Source organism: Enterococcus sp. AZ067, from assembly GCF_051715005.1.
Taxonomy (GTDB): Bacteria; Bacillota; Bacilli; order Lactobacillales; family Enterococcaceae; genus Enterococcus_D; species Enterococcus_D casseliflavus.
This window is the reverse complement of the sequence record NZ_JBIOSY010000001.1, coordinates 2,064,405-2,084,435: the sequence shown is the minus strand read 5'-3', so window position 1 is coordinate 2,084,435 and position 20,031 is coordinate 2,064,405. Positions and strand designations below refer to the sequence as shown.

Annotated in this window: 18 protein-coding genes; 10 read left to right on the top strand and 8 right to left on the bottom strand. The window is 42.6% G+C overall.

What is annotated here, in order from left to right; genetic code table 11:
- Nucleotides 1-59: 59 nt before the first annotated feature.
- The 3 genes from IGI82_RS09930 to IGI82_RS09920 all read left to right on the top strand — a co-directional run bounded on the left by IGI82_RS09930 (nucleotide 60) and on the right by IGI82_RS09920 (nucleotide 1,548).
- The gene (locus IGI82_RS09930) at nucleotides 60-479 is read left to right on the top strand and encodes a DUF4430 domain-containing protein (RefSeq protein ID WP_005226209.1); all 420 of its coding nucleotides are present in this window, start codon (nucleotides 60-62) and stop codon (nucleotides 477-479) included.
- Nucleotides 463-1,008 carry a metal ABC transporter permease gene (locus tag IGI82_RS09925; protein ID WP_015509784.1) on the top strand — a complete coding sequence of 182 codons (546 nt, stop codon included), beginning with the start codon at nucleotides 463-465 and terminating at the stop codon, nucleotides 1,006-1,008. Before IGI82_RS09930 ends, IGI82_RS09925 begins: the two co-directional genes overlap by 17 nt.
- Nucleotides 1,009-1,176: 168 nt before the next feature.
- Nucleotides 1,177-1,548 (top strand): hypothetical protein, encoded by a 372-nt coding sequence (locus IGI82_RS09920; protein ID WP_375819725.1) that lies wholly within the window; start codon nucleotides 1,177-1,179, stop codon nucleotides 1,546-1,548.
- Nucleotides 1,549-1,637: 89 nt separating this feature from the next.
- Here the strand turns inward: IGI82_RS09920 and IGI82_RS09915 are convergent, their stop codons facing one another.
- Nucleotides 1,638-1,910, bottom strand: coding sequence for a hypothetical protein (locus IGI82_RS09915; RefSeq protein WP_005226206.1), 273 nt, complete (start codon nucleotides 1,908-1,910; stop codon nucleotides 1,638-1,640).
- Between the two features lie 135 nt (nucleotides 1,911-2,045).
- Here IGI82_RS09915 and IGI82_RS09910 point away from each other — a divergent pair, with 135 nt between their 5' ends.
- Nucleotides 2,046-2,243: a hypothetical protein gene (locus IGI82_RS09910; protein ID WP_015509783.1), complete on the top strand. Its 198-nt coding sequence runs from the start codon at nucleotides 2,046-2,048 to the stop codon at nucleotides 2,241-2,243.
- A gap of 36 nt (nucleotides 2,244-2,279) precedes the next feature.
- Here IGI82_RS09910 and IGI82_RS09905 read toward each other — a convergent pair whose 3' ends face one another.
- The 3 genes from IGI82_RS09905 to rsxC are packed head-to-tail and all read right to left on the bottom strand — an operon-like array spanning nucleotide 2,280 to nucleotide 5,277.
- Nucleotides 2,280-2,852, bottom strand: a complete 573-nt coding sequence (locus tag IGI82_RS09905; protein ID WP_015509782.1) for a hypothetical protein — start codon at nucleotides 2,850-2,852, stop codon at nucleotides 2,280-2,282.
- A gap of 24 nt (nucleotides 2,853-2,876) precedes the next feature.
- Nucleotides 2,877-3,947, bottom strand: a complete 1,071-nt coding sequence (locus IGI82_RS09900; RefSeq protein WP_015509781.1) for an RnfABCDGE type electron transport complex subunit D — start codon at nucleotides 3,945-3,947, stop codon at nucleotides 2,877-2,879.
- Complete coding sequence (rsxC, locus tag IGI82_RS09895; RefSeq protein ID WP_375819727.1) at nucleotides 3,940-5,277, bottom strand: electron transport complex subunit RsxC; 1,338 nt, start codon at nucleotides 5,275-5,277, stop codon at nucleotides 3,940-3,942. The genes IGI82_RS09900 and rsxC overlap by 8 nt, the downstream gene beginning before the upstream one ends.
- 185 nt (nucleotides 5,278-5,462) lie before the next feature.
- Between rsxC and IGI82_RS09890 the strand changes: the two genes are divergently transcribed.
- On the top strand, nucleotides 5,463-7,397 hold the full coding sequence (locus tag IGI82_RS09890; protein WP_438842141.1) for a heavy metal translocating P-type ATPase: 1,935 nt from the start codon (nucleotides 5,463-5,465) through the stop codon (nucleotides 7,395-7,397).
- 31 nt (nucleotides 7,398-7,428) lie between these two features.
- On the opposite strand, the gene IGI82_RS09885 is transcribed toward IGI82_RS09890, so the two are convergent.
- A complete protein-coding gene (locus tag IGI82_RS09885; RefSeq protein WP_005226200.1) occupies nucleotides 7,429-7,872 on the bottom strand; it encodes a hypothetical protein in 444 nt (147 codons plus the stop codon).
- Nucleotides 7,873-7,992: 120 nt separating this feature from the next.
- A complete protein-coding gene (locus IGI82_RS09880) occupies nucleotides 7,993-8,520 on the bottom strand; it encodes an HdeD family acid-resistance protein (RefSeq protein ID WP_005226199.1) in 528 nt (175 codons plus the stop codon).
- A gap of 136 nt (nucleotides 8,521-8,656) precedes the next feature.
- Between IGI82_RS09880 and IGI82_RS09875 the strand changes: the two genes are divergently transcribed.
- The gene (locus IGI82_RS09875) at nucleotides 8,657-9,151 is read left to right on the top strand and encodes a hypothetical protein (protein ID WP_284591750.1); all 495 of its coding nucleotides are present in this window, start codon (nucleotides 8,657-8,659) and stop codon (nucleotides 9,149-9,151) included.
- Nucleotides 9,152-9,213: 62 nt separating this feature from the next.
- Here the strand turns inward: IGI82_RS09875 and IGI82_RS09870 are convergent, their stop codons facing one another.
- The gene (locus IGI82_RS09870; RefSeq protein ID WP_005226197.1) at nucleotides 9,214-9,810 is read right to left on the bottom strand and encodes a nitroreductase family protein; all 597 of its coding nucleotides are present in this window, start codon (nucleotides 9,808-9,810) and stop codon (nucleotides 9,214-9,216) included.
- A 112-nt stretch (nucleotides 9,811-9,922) separates the two neighbouring features.
- Nucleotides 9,923-11,374, bottom strand: a complete 1,452-nt coding sequence (locus IGI82_RS09865; protein WP_438842140.1) for an NAD-dependent succinate-semialdehyde dehydrogenase — start codon at nucleotides 11,372-11,374, stop codon at nucleotides 9,923-9,925.
- A gap of 214 nt (nucleotides 11,375-11,588) precedes the next feature.
- On the opposite strand from IGI82_RS09865, the gene lepB reads away from it, so the two are divergent.
- From lepB to IGI82_RS09845, 4 genes are all read left to right on the top strand, one after another.
- Nucleotides 11,589-12,137 carry a signal peptidase I gene (lepB, locus tag IGI82_RS09860; protein ID WP_438842139.1) on the top strand — a complete coding sequence of 183 codons (549 nt, stop codon included), beginning with the start codon at nucleotides 11,589-11,591 and terminating at the stop codon, nucleotides 12,135-12,137.
- A gap of 120 nt (nucleotides 12,138-12,257) precedes the next feature.
- Nucleotides 12,258-15,875: a PD-(D/E)XK nuclease family protein gene (locus IGI82_RS09855; protein ID WP_438842138.1), complete on the top strand. Its 3,618-nt coding sequence runs from the start codon at nucleotides 12,258-12,260 to the stop codon at nucleotides 15,873-15,875.
- Nucleotides 15,868-19,545 (top strand): helicase-exonuclease AddAB subunit AddA, encoded by a 3,678-nt coding sequence (addA, locus tag IGI82_RS09850; RefSeq protein ID WP_438842137.1) that lies wholly within the window; start codon nucleotides 15,868-15,870, stop codon nucleotides 19,543-19,545. The genes IGI82_RS09855 and addA overlap by 8 nt, the downstream gene beginning before the upstream one ends.
- Nucleotides 19,546-19,612: 67 nt before the next feature.
- Nucleotides 19,613-19,933, top strand: coding sequence for a winged helix-turn-helix transcriptional regulator (locus IGI82_RS09845; RefSeq protein ID WP_005226192.1), 321 nt, complete (start codon nucleotides 19,613-19,615; stop codon nucleotides 19,931-19,933).
- Nucleotides 19,934-20,031 lie beyond the last annotated feature (98 nt).

The window sequence follows — 20,031 nt, the reverse complement described above, 5'->3', positions numbered from 1 at the left end:
TTTTTTATTAATTTTTAGTAGAATAAGGTGTTGTAAAAAAAATCAAAGGAGCCATTATTATGAAGAAAACAGTTGTTTTTAGTTATATTTTTTTACTAAGTCTGGTTTTTGCCGGCTGTGCCAAACCATCGATGGATGCGGGAAACTCCTCCAGTGAATCTTCGTCAGTCCAACAAAACGCCGAAGAGCGCACTGCCCAAATCAGCTTCAATAATAAAAGTGAAGAGCAAGACCAGGAGATCGAAACCAAAACGGTCACTTTTAAAGAAGGGGTTTCTTTGATGACTATCATGAAAGAGAACTTTGACTTGGAAGAAAATCAAGGGATGATCACCAGCATTGACGGTTTAGCGCAAGATGAAAAAGCTGGCTATTATTGGACATATACGATCAATGATGAAATGATTACAACTGGGGCAGATGATACCTTTTTAGGAAACAACGATAAAGTGGTTTTCACCTATGAAAAATTCGAATAAACCACTTGCATTTGCTGGAAAAGAAATTGCTTATTTAGGGCTGCTTGTGGCAGCGGCCGTCGTCGGCAGGTCACTTTTTCAACCCTTACCCAATGTTCAACCAATGACGGTGATCTTTTTATTAGTAACCATCCATTTAGGTCTTAGTCGTGGATTGATCGTTTGTCTGCTCTCGATGCTGATTACCAATTTTTACATGGGAATGGGAATATGGACGATTGCTCAATTAGTTAGCTATGCAATCATTATTTTGGGGATGTATCTGTTGTCAAAAAGCAAGCTGTTTATGAAACGGTTGCTTTTACAAGTCAGCTACAGTGTATTTGCAGGGTTTGCTTATGGCTTTGTGATATCTTGGATCAGTGTCAAACTTTATGGGTTTCCTAGCTTTTGGGCTTATTATTTTCAAGGATTGAGCTTTGATGCCCTGCACGCAATAGGCAATGGCATTTTTTATCTGTTACTAGCACCGATTTTTCTGCGGCTTTTCCAACACTACTATCCAAAGAACAACAGCGAAGGGCACTAAGCGCTTCGTTTTTTTTGTTGAGTTAGCTAGTGTCAGGCAAAACGTCCATGACTAGAGGAAAAGTCTTTGACGATCAAGCGAGGTGAAAGGGGCTATGTGAGGAAACAAGCAGGCATATTGTTGTGCAAAAGCGGTTTCTGCAGGTATCCTTAAGGTATCTAAGGAAGGATGTGGCTTTTGATGAAATGGATCGTGAAAAAAGATGATTTAGAAAGCTACCGTGCGAAGTTCCATGGAAAACTGGCTGGTTATGCCGAGGAAGCCAAAATGATTGCCCTGCCAATACCAAAGTATTTTATCGTGGTGGTTGACGAAGAAAAAATCCACTTGATTCAGTTAGATCTGCAATTTCATGAAAAAGGGATGCAGACAATTATGATCCATGAGATCACAAAATTACAACTAGGCGGTGTGGTAAATAAAAAAGTCCAGATTCAGACACCTTCAACCACTGTCAAACTAATGATCAAACCGTTGGCGATCGGTATCAAAGAGGAGCAAAAAGCCTTGATCGATCGGTTTACCAGAATGTCGCGATAAACATCGGAGGAACACGCGGGAAAAATCAGCTGGATTTTTTCAAAAAAAAAGCAAGGGCAGTTGCCTGCACTTGCTTTTCGTGAGTCCTGTTATTCTGGTGTACCGACGATTTTAATAAACTCATCGATATTCTTGATTTTCATATGCTTGATCACTAACTGTTCCCGCTTGTTCCATTTTCCTTCGACTTCTAATTGGTATTTATTTAAAGGAAGGCGTAAGACATAACTGGCTAAGTAGCGATCCTTAATAATGCAATTCACGATTTTGTGGTCTTCTAAAAGTTGGATACCTGTTAGCATCATTGGCGTTTCTTGAAAAACACGGCTATTGACTAACAATCCAGTGTGGGTTTCGTTCATGGGATCTTCCTTTCTGATAAACCTGGGATAAATCATCTTTCTGTCTGTTATGTTACCTGATTTGCATCAGAAAGGCAATTCCTATAATAAATCCTCGTTATTATGTGTCACGCAAAAAGAAAGGAGGCAAAAGGAGTGGTTGGGTATAACCGTTTCTCAAAAGAGTTTCAAAAGGCTTCGAAAGAACTCCGTGAAGGGAAGAAGTCCAAAAATGCCAATAAAGGGCTGCGAACACGACAAAAAATCGCTGCTGAAAAAGAACAAAAAGCACAAAATGCTTTTTCGACTGGTTTTTTGATCGGTTCCTTCAGAGAAATATTCCGCAAGAAATAAGCAAGTTCCGCTGCCAAAGCGGGACTTGCTTTTTGTTTAGAATAAATAATTGAAGAAGACACCGTTGAGAAAGGAAAAGCTCAGATAAAATAGAAAAAGTGTCACGATGTCCAGAGGTAAGCCTTTCAGAATTGGCGGAATTGCGGCAATTTGATTTCGTGTATGAACCCCTGACAAAGCACAGGAAAAGAGAAAATACATGCCTACAGCAACAAATAAATTGGTTAAATAATCGGTATAGGGAAATTGGGTCACAGTGGCGATCGTCAGCAAGATGACACTGACTAGGGTCGTCTTTTTTAGATCATTCGTCAAGAAACGTTTTTTTGCTGGAACGATCAGTAAGCATAAACTGGCAGTAATCAAGGCGATGATGGCAGCACTTACCAAATTGGTGACCACTTGATTGCCATAGACAAAGCGATTTTGAAGCAAAAGATAAAAACTTAAACCGCTCAACAAGTATGCGACTGCAATGATCCCTGACAGGAAAACCACCCGTGTCGTCACGTTCGGTTTTTTTTCTTTGACGGTCGGCGCCAAATTTTGACAGGCGTAATTTGTGAGTAGAATGACTAGGAAGACCACTAGTCGATTGGCGATCATCATATGAGAACGCTCCTTTCTTGCGTTTTAGCTCATGATTTTAAGGTTGAACGGGGTCTTTTTTCCTTCCCCTAAAATGCGAAGGCGTAAGAAGCGATCGATGAGTGGAGTAAAACAATTCATGATCAAGATGGCATAGCTCATGCCTTCGTTTGTGAAACCAAAGAAACGGAAGAGGACAACGAGAAGCCCCACGCCTAAGGCAAAAAGATTTTCTCCTGCTTTTGTTCCTGGAGTCGAAGAATAATCAGTCGCCATATAGATCGCACCCAACATGGCACCACCGCTGATGATATGCCCAATCACCGTTTGCCAACTGCCAGTAAAAAGTCCTTCTGGACCAAGGATAAAAGCAAAGAGCCCGATCGTTGCAAAAATAATCAGTGGGATACGAGGGGAGATGATTTTCTTGTAAACGAGAAAAATTCCACCCAGCAGTAAAAGCAAGGCACTGGTTTCACCGATTCGTCCCCCAGTAAATCCTAAAAAAGCATCCAACAGATCAGAACCGCTTAAGGTGTCCCCGGCCTTCATGACAGCTAACGGCGTAGCACCGGAAACGACATCGTTCGCCGTAGCTTGCGAAACCACATCAGGAGCAATGCTGCCAAAGGGTGGATCTGGCCAACTGATCAAAAACATCTGGTTATAAAACAAGCCAATCAACAAGGCGCGACCGCCAAGGGCTGGATTTAAAAAGTTATAGCCGATACCGCCAAAAAATTCTTTGACGATGATCACGGCAAACGCCACCCCGATCACTGGGAAATACCAAGGTGCGGTCGGTGGAAGATTCATCGTTAAAAGCAATGCCGTCACAACGATACTTAGATCGAAACGAAATGGCCGTTTGATGAGGTAGGACCAAATTCCGTCGGCGGCAAACGCCGTGGCTAGCGCAATGAAAAACAACCCATATACCTTGAGCCCGAAAAGGTAGCCCGAGAATAAAACTGCTGGTAGTAAGGCTAGTACTACACAGCCCATGATTTTGACTGTTTCGTCATTGCTGCGAATATGTGGGCTTGGTGGTGTTTCTTGGTTTTTTCGTTGCTGAAAGAGGCGCTCGCTATCGGAATCCTTGTAGTAATCAGGCACTTTCCTTCGCCTCCTTCTGCAGCTGTGCAACCTTGCCTTTTGCGGCAGTGATGTTGGCAGCTAAGGAACGTTTGGCTGGACAGACAAAGGTGCAAGCACCACAATTGATACACGCTTCTGCCAGCAATTCTTCACATTTTTGATAATCGCCTGCTCGATAGAATTGATCGATCTCCATCGGCATCAGGCGCATCGGACAAGCTTCGACACATTTATTGCAGCGAATGCAGGGGTTTTCGGCATATAGCCAATCGGTTTCTTCATTAAAAACAACGATCCCGTTGCTGCCTTTGGTGACCGGAACCTTTAATGTTTTGACGGATTTCCCCATCATGGGGCCGCCAAGAATCAGCTTGCTGGGCGCACCTTGAAAGCCGCCAGCAAAATCGATCAACTCTCCTGCGAGTGTTCCTAAAGGATTTTTGACGATGCGTGGATGTTGAACATCACCAGTCACGGTTGTATAGCGTTCAATCAGCGGTTTGTCATAACAGACCGCTTCAGCGATGGCAAAGCTGGTGGCAACATTGATCAATACGATCCCAATATCGGCAGTCAAGCCGCCTAAAGGTACCTCCTGATCGGTCAATAACTCTACTAACTGCTTTTCACCACCGGTTGGATAAACAGTTGGGACAGTAACGACTTCTATCGTGTCATCCTCTGCACTTGCGGCTTGCATCGCTGAAATGGCTAGCGGTTTATCATCCTCGATGCCAATGATGATTTTTGGATCAGCTAACAATTTTTGGGCAATTTTTGCCCCTTGGATGATTTTTTTGGCTTCTTTTTGCATTAAGAAGGCATCACTGCGCAAAAAGGGCTCACATTCAGATCCGTTTAAGATCAAGGTATGGATTTTTTTATTTTCATCAATACTGAATTTGACATGGGTGGGAAACGTTGCACCGCCTTTGCCGGCGATACCGCCTTGACGGATTTTTTTGAGGATCGTTTCGTTAGCAGCAGATTGCCAGATGAATGGGGTAGACAAAAAATCATTATCGAAGGCATAATCGTTTTCAATGATGATGGTTTTTCCTTCTTCATTGTTTTGATTTGGCCAATCGACAATATCGACGATTTTGCCCGAAACAGATGCATGGACTTTCGCAGATACAAAGGCATCTGCTTCAGCGATCACTTGCCCTTGCTTGACGTACTCACCAACGGAAACCGTCGGTTCGACAGGGGCACCAATATGTTGTGCCAAAGGGATAAAGACCATCGTGGGTGAAAAGGTAAGGATTTCATCTTGTTCGATCATTAATTTTTCTTTTAACATTTGTAACGGGGGACTTAGTGAAATTCCACCAGTAAATGTTCTCATAGCCAACACTCCTTTTTTCTCCTAACTTTATTCTAGCATGCCATCCGCATTCTCAAAACCATAAACGCTTACATTTCACAAGAAAAACTTATTTCGGTTGACATATGATTGTTTGTTCATATATAATCAGGGTATAAACATGATTGATCGTTCATATGTTCGATGGAATAGAGGAGGTTTTGATGATGGCTGAACATACTTGTCAACACGAGCACACAAAAACGAAGGGACATACGCATACCCATGATCATGGGACGTTTCCTCGTAAAGTTTACTTCGCGGGGGTAATCTTCTTTATAGTGGCGCTGTTTATTTCGAATCAATGGGTAAAAGACGGGGTTTATTTTGCTGCAGTTTTATTAGCGGGCTACCACATTTCGTGGGAAGGGATCGAGGATACCGTAAAAAGCACAAGAATCAATCGGCGCTTTACGCCAAATGTACATCTATTGATGTTATTAGCAGCGATAGGGTCAATGATCATAGGCAATTTTAATGAGGCAGCCTTACTGATTTTGATTTTTGCTGGTGCTCACTTTTTAGAAGAATACGCGGAAGGGCAAAGCCGACGAGAAATCACCAATCTTCTCAAATTGAATCCAACGGAAGCACGTTTGATGGGCCCAGATGGGAAAGCCAAAAAAATTGCTGCTTCAGAGATAAAAAAAGGGGATATTTTACAAGTTTTGCCTGGTGATCAGTTAGCAACAGATGGGGTGATTCTTTCTGGCACGAGTGCCATCAACGAAGCTTCCATCAATGGCGAGAGTATACCGCGAGAAAAAACAGCGGGAGACGAAGTTTATGGCAGTACCATCAATGGCAATGGAACATTTTTGATGGAAGTCACAAAAGACAGCTCGGAAACGGTCTTTGCCAAAATTCTTTCAGTCGTTGAAGCGGCACAGTCGAATCAGTCACCAACAGAAACACGAATCAAAAAAATCGAACCAATCTATGTAACCATTGTTTTCATTGCAGTCCCTTTGTTCATCTTAACAGCACCGTTTCTACTTGGTTGGGATTGGTATACCAGTTTTTATCGCGGGATCGTGATGATGATTGCAGCGTCTCCTTGTGCGTTAGCGGCAAGTGCGGTACCTGCTAGTTTATCTGCGATTTCAAATCTAGCGAAAAAAGGGATTCTTTTTAAAGGCAGCAACTACTTAACGAATTTTGCTCAGATCAAAGCGGTGGCATTTGACAAAACGGGCACGTTGACCGTCGGAAAACCAACGGTCACGGATGTCATTTTCGCTGAAGCCATCGATCAAGAAGAGGCCGCTTCCATCATCGTTTCGCTGGAAAAACAAGCCAATCATCCATTGGCAGATGCGATCGTTACTTATTTTGAGAAGAACAATAAAGAGCAGCAAAACGAACAGCTGACGGTTACGAATGAGATTGGTTCCGGTTTAGTAGCCGTCTCAGGAACAAAAACCTATCGATTAGGAAAAAGAACCGAAAACTCCCAGTTAACAGGTTCGTTGGAGCAACAGTACCGTCACCTGGAGGCGCAAGGAAAAACGATGGTCGTTTTTTCCATTAATGAAGAGGTTGTCGCAATCATCGCTTTGATGGATGAGCCGAACGAACAGGCAGCTTCTGTGATTCGTTATTTAAAAAATGAAGGGATCCATACCGTTATGATCACTGGAGATAGTGCGTCTGCTGGGGAAGCCATCGGAAAGCGGCTAAATGTTGATCAAGTGGCGGCTAATGTGTTGCCTGAGAACAAAGCGGAAGCGGTTCGAGCACTCCAAGAAGCCTACGGACAAACCGCCATGGTGGGGGATGGCATCAATGATGCGCCCGCACTTGTTCAGGCAGACATCGGTTTTGCGATGGGGGAAGGGTCAGATGTTGCTATCGAAGTGGGGGACGCCGTGATCATGAAAAATGATCTTTCACGCTTCGCGTATGCCTATCGCTTAGCGAAGAAAATGGATCGAATCATTTGGCAAAATATTTTCTTCTCCATGTTTATCGTCGCATTACTAGTCGGGATGAATCTATTTGGAAAAATGAATATTGGACTGGGGGTATTTGCCCATGAAGGAAGTACGTTGATTGTATTGTTTAACGGGTTGCGCCTTTTGCGCAAACTGCCAGATGCATAAAAAAAGCGGCTATCGAAGGATAGCTGCTTTTTTAATGACTGAATTGTGTCGAAGTTGGAAAATCAAAGGCATCGATTTTTTGCAATCGATTTTCGATCCTTCTTAAAATCCCTTCAGAGGAATCCAACGGTTTGATTGCATGATAAGCAGTCAGTAACAGGTCTTTTTCTTTAGCGGGACGGTTTTCGATGCGGTAGATATTTGCTAGTCGTTCCACGTATTCATAATGACTATAGTCTGTTTTGTTGATCAAGAAATGCAAGAGATCTTTTGCTTTTGCGTAGTCTTCTTGAAGATAAAAACTGATTGCTTCACGATACAATTTGATATCAAGTTCTTCGATCTGGTCAGGGGTTGCTTTAAGCGCACGCCACTCATTGATCGAGATTTTTCGTACGACTTTGCCAGTTGCATCGGTCAAAAAAATTACCGGTACATCGTTTGGATGTTTTGCTTCTTGCTTGATTTTCTTCATGTCGCACCTCCCGCGTGTCAATGGACTGACTGTTTGATATCTCCTATTTTAAAAGGAATAGCGGGAAAAGTCTACATGTAGATGTTAGATTCGTAGGAAATTTTAAAACATTCTCATTTATTAGGCTCTTTTTCGTTGAAAATGGTTGACCGCATCGGAGGCACCCATGAAAATCAAGATCCCGCCAAAAATTTGGAAGAATAACAACCAAGTGGCGAAAGGATTCAATACTAGGATGATCCCTGCAGCAATGATCAATAGACTGATGATCAAGCTAGTGATATAAGGTAAACCAATGCGTTTTTGGTTAAAGCTTGCCATCAATCGGGTGCAACCGCTGATGGTGATCATGATTCCTAAGAAAAATGGCACGATGGCAAGTAATCCTTTGGCAAAAACTAAAATCGCAGCTGCCGCAATCAACAGTAAGATACCAGAGACGGATTGCACATTGCGATAGCCCTTTTGTTTTTCTTTGTAGCTCGTATACAAGCTAATGATCCCTAAACATGCAATATACCCGGCAACAAGATAAACGATCGTGTTGAAGACAGATCGTGGTGCAATCAAGATGATGAAGCCAAAGACGATATATACGACGGCACGAAGTAAATCATAGCGTTGTAATTTATCAAAAAATGCATTCATGATAATTCCTCCTTTTTTCCTATTGTACCGAATTCTTGTTAAAATAGATATCAAAAAACCTACGAAATAGGCTAAGCCTTTTGTATCAGATGGTTTTTTGGTAGAATAAGGAAAAGAAAACAGAACGGAGAGTATTATGAGTGGGTTAACGCTAGTGATGTGTGCCTTTACGATCGTTTTATACCTTTATTTATTCGTGGTAAGGAAAGACATTCAATTTCTTGCTGTGGAGCGCAAACTAAGCAAGGTCGCCATTACGATTTTTTCAGTAATGATTATCCTATCTATGGTGATGATGGAAGAGGCACTTGATAATCGGGTGCGAGGGATCGTTTCGGGTTTGGTCTTTTTGAGCTTTGTTTTAGATAGCCGCGGCTTAGCACTTGATCGAATCATTGTCCATCCAATGAGTATCAAAGGGGTACTATACCAAGAGATCGATCGAGTCGTTTTATTTCAAGAAAAGGAAGGGCAGCCCATCAAGATGAACTATTTTCGAAGAGGGATTAGAGGCCCATTAATGAAATTCAAGCAGCCATTAGCAGAATTGGTTGTTTTCTTGTCAGAACACTTGAATGAAGGGACACCGATCGATATTTTAGTCGATCATGATCAAGGAACAAAGGACTAAAAGACCCTCGATTACTGCCAGTTTAAGGCGTAATCAAGGGTTTTTTTTAGGTCGAAAATTGATTAATGGAACACGCGGAAGCGCTCATCGTCACTTAGAAATTCTTTTTCGTTCGGTTCGCTTTCTTTTGAGCCAAAGACTAGTTGCGCCCGCAGTTGCCAATTTCCAGGAATTGACCATTCAGCTGCAACAGCGTCATCGATGACAGGGTTGTAATGCTGTAAGTTGGCACCTAATCCAGCTTCTTCTAAAGCGGTCCAAGCGTTCGCTTGAGCGATCCCATTCGATTGTTCTGCCCAAACGGGAAAGTTCTCTGCATATAGAGCAAATTGCTCTTGCAAATTTTTCACGGTATCCGTGTGAATAAAGAATAGAACGGTTCCGTAACCCGCTTTAAAACCAGCAAGTTTTTGTTTTGTCGCTTCAAACGCTTCGGGTGGTGTCAATGGTTCTAACGCAGCCTCTGTTAATGTCCACAATTTTTCGTGGGCTTCGCCAAATAAAATCACGGCTCTTGGTGATTGTGCGTTAAACGCAGTTGGACTATTTTTCACTGCTTCTTTCACAATGTCTTCGATTTCAGTGTCGGAAAGAGCCACATTTTTACCTAGCCCATAGATTGAGCGGCGCTGTTTGATTGTATCAAGAAATTTTGTCATCGTATTCCCACCTTTTCTATTGTCATAGAGTGAAGTATACATTCTTACTTAATGTTAGTAAAAGAAAATGCTTGGGACGTCAAAAAGTCAGGCAAACGCACCTGACTTTTTCTTATTGGGCATCGATAGCAATGAATTTAACGGTCACGTATTCTTCAGGGCCATATTTGCCGTTTTCACGACCAAAACCGGAATGCTTGACGCCGCCGAAGGGAGCCGCCGGATTTGAGATCGCAATGTCATTGACCCCAACCATCCCATATTGGAGGTTTTGGGCTACACTCGAGATCGTTTGCAAATTCGTTGAAAAGAAGTAGGAAGCTAGTCCAAATTCCGTATCATTTGCCGCAGCGATGACTGCTTGTCGATCCGTAAATGAGATCAATGGAATCACAGGTCCAAAGGTTTCTTCATAGTAGATAGCCATCTCAGAAGTAATCCCATCGATGACCGTTGGTGCGAAGAAGTTGCCTTTTTCGTATTCACCTTTAGTAAGCTTTTTACCACCGAGTAAAACTTTAGCTCCTTTATTTACCGCATCTTCCAACTGCTCGATGACTTTTTCAACGCCTGCTTGGTTGATCAAAGGACCAACAGTAGGGTTTTCCAGACCATTGCCGACCGTTACGGTTTCCATTTTCGCTAGTAATGTTTTGGTAAAGGCGTCTTTGACGGACTCTTCGACAAAAATTCGATTGGGGGATGTACAGACCTGACCGTTGTTGCGGAATTTTGCTGCAATTAATTTTTCAGCAGCTAAATCTAAATCAGCATCAGCAAAAACAAGAAACGGGGCATGACCACCTAATTCCAATGAAACTTTTTTCAGAGTTGGTGCTGCTTGTTCATATAATTTCATCCCAACTTTCGTGGAGCCGGTAAAGGTGATTTTCTTGACTTGTTCATTTTCGGTCAATTCTTTCCCAATCTCAGAAGAATCACCTAAGACGATATTGACGACCCCGTCTGGAAGTCCTGCTTGTTGAAAAAGCTCGCCTAAAGCTAATGCGGATAGTGGGGTTTCTTTTGATGGTTTCATAACAAGGGTACAGCCAACGGCCATAGCAGGTGCAATTTTTCTTGCAATCATATTAGAAGGAAAGTTCCAAGGTGTGATCGCGCCAACAACCCCGATCGCTTCTTTGCGTACCAGCCAATGATTGTGTTCAGGGGCTGGAATCACTTCGCCATAGACCCGTTGCGCTTCAGCTGCATTCCAACGGAAATTGTCAACGTTGGATTGGATTTCTGCCTCCGCTTCTTTTAATGGTTTTCCTTGTTCCATACTCATGATTTTTGCTAAACGATCGCTTTCTTCCTCCATCAAATCAGCAATGACGTTCATCAAATCGGCACGTTCTCGAGGGGAGCGTTTTGACCATTCGGGAAAAGCAATCGCTGCGGCATCGATTGCTTGCTTGGTTTCCTCGATCCCTCCTTGACTGACTTTTACGAGTTCTTCATTAGTGGCAGGATTGGTAACCGAAACCGACTCTTTTGTTCCTTCAAGCCATTTTCCGTTAATCAATAACTTTGTTGGTACTTGTGGTAACTGTTGGTTCATCTTGGCACTTCCTTTCAATAATGGGTTCTTATTTAACCCTAGCACGGATCAGAAAGGATGACAATTCATATGCAAGTCTCTTGATTCTCCAAATTTTTGTAAAGAACCAAAGGGGAAATGTCCTGCTCCTATCATTTTATGGTAGAATAGAAAAATAAGAATGTTTGTTCGATTCTTGGAAAATATAGTAAAATATTCAAGGAGTGAGGGACGCGTGCAACAAGTAAAAGAGCTTTTAAAAACAGTAGGATTTGTCGTGATCTTCACTTTATTCCTCTTGTTATTAAGACAGTATGTCTTTACTCCTGTGATCGTAAAAGGAGATTCGATGGACCCCACATTACATGATGGTGAGCGGGTGATTGCTTTGAAAAATACCGAGATCGAACGTTTCGATATCATAACGTTTGAAGCACCGGATGAAGCAGGCAAAAACTATATCAAACGCGTGATCGGTTTACCTGGCGATCAGGTTTCCTATCAAAACGATACCCTTTATATCAATGGACAAGCATATGATGAATCCTACTTGGATGAATTCAAAGCAGCTGTCACAGATGGCTTTCCATTGACCAGTGATTTTGATATGAGGTTATTTGGTGTTGAAGTCATTCCTGAAGGTCAAATTTTAGTGTTAGGGGATAACCGCCGAATTTCCAAAGATAGTCGTCAATTAGGTCTGATCGATGAAGCAACGATTTTGGGTGATGTAAAATTTGTATTCTGGCCAATTGCCGATTTTGGTATGCTAGGCAAAGAGTGAAATTCTGCGACCGTTTTTTTGTTTTTAAGGAGATTCTTTTAAAACAAAGACGCATTTGAAGAAGCGTATCGCTGATTTTTAGTGTTTTTTTTAAAGACGATGGAGAGAAGGAGTCCTTTCATGAGTTTACGATTTATCCTTGGCGATGGCCGTTGTCGTCATGATCAAGCAGTGATAGAAAATGCAAAAAGTTGGTTAGAAAAAGACCATCAAGAAGTATTTTTTCTGGTACCTAACTACAACAAATTTGAACGAGAGCGCGAGATCCTTCAATTACTGAAAGAGGATCGCGTAGAAGATTTTGCTTCTATTCGCGCGCAAGTGTATAGTTTTCACCGTTTGGCTTGGTTTTATCTGCAGCAAACCGGCTTGCTTTCTCAAAATGCCATCACTGAAAATGGTGCCTCCATGATCATGCGTAAGCTGCTTTTGGAACTAGAAGAAGAACTCGTCTTATACCGTGGTGAGATCAACAAAGCGGGTTTTATTCAGCAATTGTTGGCGTTCTATCAAGAAATGCATACAAGTCGATTGGGGATCGAAGATTTATTGGCAGGTGGTGCTGCACCAAGCGCAACCCAAGACGAGGAGAAAAAATACAGTGAATTAGCGAAAATATTTCAACGATTTGAACAAGAACTTCTGGAGCGTGCATTACAAGTCGAACAACCGATCACCTTGTTGACACGCTTTCTTGAAGGTTCCTTGCTGGATGATTCTCCAGTGGAGCAAGCAATGCCTAACGTGGTGTCAATGAACAAAGCACCAGATCTTTCCCATGCCTTATTTATTATCAGTGGGTTTTCCGCTTTTTCAACACAGGAACAGCAGCTGATTCAAGTGTTGATGAAAAAAAGTCATGTCATTATTGATCTTTTTCTGGATCGTGGGTATCCACAAGAGCTGCCTTCACCGTTAAATTTGTTTTATGAAGCAGGGCGAACCTATTATCAATTGATCAGTTTTGCCCGAGAAAATCAATTGCCGATTTATTTGGATCAGAAACTTTCGGTCAACCAAGAGGTAGACAAGGAAGCGAAGGGATCGATGCAACAGGCGTATAATGAAATTGAAACATTTTGGCGGCAGACTCAGTCACAAGTCAACTATCAGCAACAGTCCTCTGTGAAGGACTTTCTGGCAATTTGGAAAGTTGGGAATCCAGAAGAAGAGATCCGTCAGATTGCAGCGTCGATCCGTGGGATGATGAGCGATAAGAAACGGTACCCAACATTACGATACCGAGAGATCCAATTATTGATCGCCGAACCAGAAATCTATCATCAATATATCCCTAAAATTTTTACTGAGTTTGAGATTCCTTTTTATATCGATGAAGAGCAGATGATGGCGCAACATCCATTGGTTGAGTTTTTGAATGCTTTTTTTGCTTGTCAATCCTATGGCTTTCGCTTAAATGATATTTTACGGTTGCTTAGAACGGAACTTTACTTACCGGCAGCCTATCGCTCCGAAGCAGATTGGCTCGTTGGGCGTGACCAGTTTCGTAAGTTGGTGGATATTACCGAGAACAAAGCGTTGGCTCATGATTTCCAAGGAGCGAGTTGGACGAGAAACGAAGATTGGGAACTGATCGAGTATTTACAATCGGAAGAAGAGCAGACGGATAAAGTGGATTTGACAGCGTATACCAACCAGTTGCGCAGGGCCTTTAAACAAGATGTTGCTGATACTCTAGACTGGCTGACGGCTGCTAGAACGAACCGCGATGCGGTCGAACTGCTGTATCGCTTTTTACTGAATGCCGGTGTTGAAGAACAACTGCGGCATTGGCGAGATCAAGCGATCCAGCAAGGGAAGTTGGATCAAGCCCGTAATCATGAACAAGCATGGCAAGCCTTGATGGATTTGCTGGATGAATATGCTGCGATCTATGGGGAAGAGTCCTTTGATTTTGCGCTCTTTGAGGATGTCTTATTGACTGGCTTAGAAAATGTCACATTCGGGAAGATCCCAACAGCGATCGACCAAGTCAACATCAATCGCCTTGATCTGGCACGTCCAAAGCAAGCAAAGATCACATTTGCACCGGGATTGAATGAAACGGCGTTGCCAAGAAAAATAGAGAACAAAACGTTGTTGACGAATGAAGAACGTCAGCATTTCAATCAGTTGTTCAATGGTGAAAAATACCTTAGAGATACAGTGGTGGAAGGCAGTGTCAAGGAGCCATTTGCCTTTTATTCTGTCTTGCTTTCAGCAACGGAACACTTATCACTGTCCTATGCCGTTAATTTTGATACCCAGCAAAACATCAAAATGTCGCCTTATTTAGATCGCGTGGTCAAACGTTTGGATGTCCCACTGCAAGAGCGAGGGATTTTGACGCTAGTCAGCGATCCAAGAAACTATATCGGCAGTTACCGTGGCCTGATCTATCAAATCAATAACCTCAGTCAGCAAGCGCAAAAAAACAAAGAGAATTTGCCTAGGGTCTGGGAGCAGCTGAAACAAGCACTGCTGCGTTCGGAATGGACAGATTTAGCTGTCCAAGTATTTGAAAGCCAAACTCATCAAAATATTCCGATTCCTTTGTCTCAAGCACAAGCTGCGGCACTATATGGACCGTCGATCTACAGTTCCATTTCTCAGATGGAGACGTTCTATCAGTGTGAATACAAGTATTTCGTCAGCTACGGATTACGGTTGAAAGAACGGGAAGTTTACGGCTTAAATCCAGCAATGACCGGTGAGTTTTTCCATGATGCGTTGGACCGCTTTGTCAAAGTCCTGATTGCTGAAAATATTTCCTTGACCCAGTTAACTGCTGACCAACGCGTGCAATTTGTGGAAGTCGTTTTGCAGGAAATTTTTGGCGAAAGCCGTTATCGCTTACTGACGAGCTCTGCTCGGATGAATTTTATTCGGTATCAATTAGGCAAGACGATTCAGCGAGTAGCGTGGGCATTAGCGAAACAAGGACAAAAAATGCATTTTAGTCCTGAAAAGACGGAGGTGCTATTCGGTCAGATCGCTGGCTCAAATGGAATCAATGGGATCGAATTGCCATTAAGTTCTGGCGGGAAACTGCATGTGCGGGGGAAGATCGATCGTGTCGATACGGCGAAAACGGAAGAAGAACAATGGCTTTCTGTTATTGACTATAAATCTAGCAGCCGAGATTTTGACCTTTCTGAAGCATACTACGGACTTGCGATGCAGTTGATCACCTATCTCGATGTCGCATTGACGGATGCTGTCCAACTGGTTGGTTCGCCAAATGTGCGACCAGCGGGGGCTTATTATCTGCATGTGCATAATCCGCTTTTGGATGGACAAGAAGCCAGTGAAGAAGAACGTTTAAAACGTTTCAAGTATGACGGGTTGTTTATTGACGAACCGGCTGTTTTCCCGTTGCTAGATGAGGATGTTGAAGCCAGCAAAAATTCACCGATATTTCCTGTTCGAAAAGACAAAAACGGCAATTATCAAAAAACAACGCAGGCGAAAAACAAGTTTTATACAGAAGAAGAGCTTGGACTATTAAGAAAACACAATCGTAAAAACATGCAGCAAAGCGGTGAGAAGCTGTTGAGCGGTGAAATCGCCTTAAACCCGTCTTATAAAATAAAAGACAAAAAACGGGCGTGTGAATTTTGTCCGTTTCGCAGCATCTGTGACTTTGATGTATTGTTGAAAGAAAATGAGTACCACCGTTTAGAAAACTTATCTAAAGATGAGATTATCCATCGCTTAAGGGAGGAAGAAGATGAGTAAGATCCCTTTAAAACCGCAAAATGAAACCTTTACGGATACCCAATGGCAAGCCATTTTTGATAAAGGGGATAATATCCTTGTTTCCGCTTCAGCGGGTTCAGGCAAAACCACCGTTTTGGTTCGGCGAGTGATCGAAAAGCTAAAAGCAGGAACGACGATCGATTCTTTACTGATCGTAACCTTTACCGAAGCAGCTGCTCGAGAAATGAAAGAACGGATTCAAGTGGCATTGCAACAGGCCATCAATCAAGAAAGTGACGAGCAAAAGCGCCAGCACTTCGTTCGTCAGCTGCAGCTGTTGCCGACAGCTAACATTTCTACCTTGCATGCGTTTTGTTTAACTGTGATTCGGCGTTTTTATTATTTGATCGATTTAGATCCCAATTTCCGCATGATGACCGATGAAACCGAAATTTTATTGATGAAAGAAGAAATCTGGACACAGCTGAGAGATCAACAATATGAAGCCAATGATGAAGCCTTCTTTCGTTTGACGGAAAATTTTTCAAGTGATCGTTCTGATGAAGGCGTCGGGGATCTGATCCTGTCTCTTTATGACTTTGCCCGAGCCAATCCAGATCCAGTCAACTGGCTAGCTCATCTAAGTGATCACTATATCGGCAAAGAAACCTTTGCTGAAAATATCCTTTATCAATCGCAAATCAAACCGACTTTGCAAGAAAATTTGAAGACAGCGGCGCATTTGCTGCAGGCGGCGCAAGACTATGCCCGTTCTGATGAAGCGATGGAAAAAGCGGCACAGTTGATCGATACCGAATTGGGCATGGTGGAAACCTTAAAGGCTCTGCTGGATGCAGACGATGTCGATGGCTTCTATGAGCAGATCCAAACATTGCGTTTTGGTCGTTACCCAGCTTTTCGCAAACCAGAACAAAAGGAATTGTCCCAAGAAATCAAGCCCTTACGCGATGATGCGAAAAAATTGGTCGAGCAATTGAAAGCCACCTTCCCGTATCCACCAGCTGAAATGATGGAGCTGCTTCATCGATCAGCACCTGTCGTTGAAAAAATGGCAGCGATGACCGAAGCATTTATGAAAGCATTTCAAGAAAGAAAGCTTTCAAAAGGCCGTTTAGACTTTAATGATTTGGAACATTTCACCTTGCAGATTTTACAAGGAGATGGCAGTGGAAGTGAGGCGTCGACCTATTATCGTGATCGCTTTGAAGAAGTTTTAGTCGATGAATACCAAGACGTCAATCGGCTGCAAGAGGCAATTTTATATTGGGTCAGACAAGTCGATCATAACCCTGGCAATATGTTTATGGTGGGGGATGTGAAGCAGTCGATCTATTCGTTTCGATTAGCAGATCCGACGCTATTTATCGAAAAATACTTGGCATTTGAAACAGAGAATGGTGGGCGAAGAATCGTCTTAGCAGAAAATTTCCGTTCTCGTTCCGATGTATTGGATTTTACGAATCTAGTTTTTCAACAACTGATGGATGAAAGGGTTGGACAAATCCCTTACGATGAGGCGGCAGCCTTGATTACCGGTTTTCCTGATTTTCCAGAAAGCGAGGCCTTTGCCACAGAGCTCTTGTTATATGAAAAAGAGCATGAATCCGAAGAACAATTGATCGATGACAAAACAGAAGGTGAAATGCAGATCACTGCCTTGAAGATTCGAGAGTTGATTGAATCAAACTTCATGATCTATGACAAAAAAGCCAAAACAAATCGACCAATCACTTACAATGACATCGTCTTATTGACCCCCACACGTAAAAACAATCTTGTCATTTTAGATGTCTTTAAGCAGTTTGGGATTCCGATGGCGGTCAATGATGCTCAAAACTATTTTCAGGCAACGGAGATCCAAACCGTCGTTTCTTTGCTGCAGATCATTGATAACCCGTACCAAGATATCCCACTTGTGGCCGTTTTGCGTTCGCCAATCGTCGGCCTAACAGAAGATCAATTGGCTGAGATCCGTTTAGCGAATCGTTCCAGCGACTACTACGATGCAGTATTGGATTACCATGGGCAACAAGAAGCGTCACCCTTGTGGCAAACGGTGGATGGATTTTTAACAAAACTGGAACAATGGCGAGAGGAAGCACGACGATTACCAATCCCAACCTTGCTTTGGCAAATCTATGAAGATACTGCCTATTTGGATTATGTCGTGGGACTTCCTGCAGGTCAGCAGCGCTATGCCAATTTAGCGGCATTGGTCCACAGAGCGGAGAAATACGAAAAGAGCAGTTTCCGTGGGTTGTACCAATTCATTCGCTTCATCGAAAAGATGCAAGAAAAAAACAAGGACTTGGCAGAGCCATTAGCTACACCAGTAGAAGATGCAGTTCGTGTGATGACCGTCCATGCAAGTAAAGGTTTGGAATTTCCTTTAGTCTTCTTATTGGATACAACAAAATTCTTTAATTACCAAGATTTTCAAAAACGCTATATCTTTGAAGAACAGCTGGGGGCTGGGATCCAATATGTGGAACCCGCAGAAAACCTTAAATTTGAAACACTACCGTTTCAAGCCATCAAGCAAGTTCGTTTGAAAAAAGCCTTGTCAGAAGAGATGCGAAAATTATATGTAGCATTGACACGAGCAGAGCAGAAGCTTTTCTTAGTAGGCTCCTATAAAAATCAAGCGGATGCCTTCAAGACATGGCAATCTGGCTTGACACAATCCGAGATGGTTCTTGATCCAGCGTTGCGCTTAGTGGCACGGGGGAGCTTGATGGATTGGGTCGGACGGACCCTGATGCGCCATCCAGATATGGAAGCAGTATTCTCCGAAGCGTCAGAGCGCAAGCGAACGATCGATCATCCTGCTCATTTTCGTCTGTCATGGTGGAATCAAGAAACGATCACGCAAGAAGTCCAAGAGACGCTTGCGCCAGTCGAGGAGCCTAAACGATTGATTGCGCCAGATAGCAATATCGATGATCTTTTGAAACGCCTAGCCTATCGCTATCCTTATCAAAAAGCGACCCAAACGACTAGTTATCAATCTGTTTCAGAATTGAAAAGACTCTATAACGATCCTGATGATCAACAGACCACTTTGTTGGAATGGCGGTCGGTTTCCGAGAAGACGAATCCTCAGCAATATCGCTACGTACAAGATGAATTGGCGAAACCCAAATTTCTGCAAGAAACGAAGCCTCTCGCCAGCAGTATCGGAACCGCAACACATACGGTTTTGCAAATGATCCCCTTAGGAATGAAGCCAACACAAGATACTTTGGCGCTCCTGATTGCTGAACTCGTGAAAAAGCAATTTTTTTCTGAAGAAATCGCCAAAAAAATTGACCGATCGAGTATTTTATGGTTTTATCAAACTGAACTAGGTGAACTGCTGAACCAATTCTCTGATGTGGTGAAGCGGGAGCAGCCGTTTTCGATGCTAAAAGAGGCCGATACGATCTTTGAAGGGTTTGACGAACCAGATGCGCCGCTTTTGATCCATGGTATTATTGACGGCTATATTGAATTGGCGGATGAAATCATTTTGTATGACTTTAAAACGGATGATGTGTTCGGCAGTCAGGCTCAGATTGAACAGAAAATGCGCGAACGATATTATGGTCAATTAAAACTCTATTGCCAAGCATTGGAGAAAGCATTGAACAAACCAGTGAAACAGACCTATTTAGTGCTGTTAAAACCTAAGATGATCGTGGCATTCTAGCTGATCGATCCTAGTTTCTTACATTTCGTAAGTCATATGCTATAATAGGTAAAAGAGGTGATGGAGAATGATAAAAGTAGAATCGGATTATGCCCTTTGTCCTAAATTTGAAAAAGCTTTTTCTATTTTAGGCAAAAAGTGGAACGGCTTGATCATTGATGTCCTTCTTGAAGACGGCAAACAAAGATTTGTTGAGTTAGCAAACAAGATTCCTCAAGTGAGTGATCGGGTGTTAGTCGAACGCTTGAAAGAATTAGAGCGGGAAGAAATTGTCTGCAAAGAAAACAATCTTTACTGCTTGACGCCAAGAGGTATTGCTCTTGAAAAGAGTATGATGAGTGTGAAGCGTTGGGCAGAAACCTGGGTACGTGAGGAAGAATGCAGTTGATTTCTCAACGGAAATTAGGTAAACTAAGCTTAAATGAATAGTAAAAAAAGCGTTGATAGAAACTAGTAATTTGGCTGGATCAGAAAAAGGGAGACTTG

Coding starts and splice junctions, on each gene's coding strand:
- IGI82_RS09905 (WP_015509782.1), bottom strand. CDS start 2,852: ATGATGATCGCCAATCGACTAGTGGTCTTCCTAGTCATTCTACTCACA.
- IGI82_RS09885 (WP_005226200.1), bottom strand. CDS start 7,872: ATGAAGAAAATCAAGCAAGAAGCAAAACATCCAAACGATGTACCGGTA.
- IGI82_RS09870 (WP_005226197.1), bottom strand. CDS start 9,810: ATGACAAAATTTCTTGATACAATCAAACAGCGCCGCTCAATCTATGGG.
- IGI82_RS09855 (WP_438842138.1), top strand. CDS start 12,258: ATGAGTTTACGATTTATCCTTGGCGATGGCCGTTGTCGTCATGATCAA.
- IGI82_RS09925 (WP_015509784.1), top strand. CDS start 463: ATGAAAAATTCGAATAAACCACTTGCATTTGCTGGAAAAGAAATTGCT.
- IGI82_RS09880 (WP_005226199.1), bottom strand. CDS start 8,520: ATGAATGCATTTTTTGATAAATTACAACGCTATGATTTACTTCGTGCC.
- IGI82_RS09890 (WP_438842141.1), top strand. CDS start 5,463: ATGGCTGAACATACTTGTCAACACGAGCACACAAAAACGAAGGGACAT.
- IGI82_RS09930 (WP_005226209.1), top strand. CDS start 60: ATGAAGAAAACAGTTGTTTTTAGTTATATTTTTTTACTAAGTCTGGTT.
- rsxC (WP_375819727.1), bottom strand. CDS start 5,277: ATGAGAACATTTACTGGTGGAATTTCACTAAGTCCCCCGTTACAAATG.
- IGI82_RS09875 (WP_284591750.1), top strand. CDS start 8,657: ATGAGTGGGTTAACGCTAGTGATGTGTGCCTTTACGATCGTTTTATAC.
- IGI82_RS09915 (WP_005226206.1), bottom strand. CDS start 1,910: ATGAACGAAACCCACACTGGATTGTTAGTCAATAGCCGTGTTTTTCAA.
- IGI82_RS09920 (WP_375819725.1), top strand. CDS start 1,177: ATGTGGCTTTTGATGAAATGGATCGTGAAAAAAGATGATTTAGAAAGC.
- IGI82_RS09845 (WP_005226192.1), top strand. CDS start 19,613: ATGATAAAAGTAGAATCGGATTATGCCCTTTGTCCTAAATTTGAAAAA.
- IGI82_RS09865 (WP_438842140.1), bottom strand. CDS start 11,374: ATGAACCAACAGTTACCACAAGTACCAACAAAGTTATTGATTAACGGA.
- addA (WP_438842137.1), top strand. CDS start 15,868: ATGAGTAAGATCCCTTTAAAACCGCAAAATGAAACCTTTACGGATACC.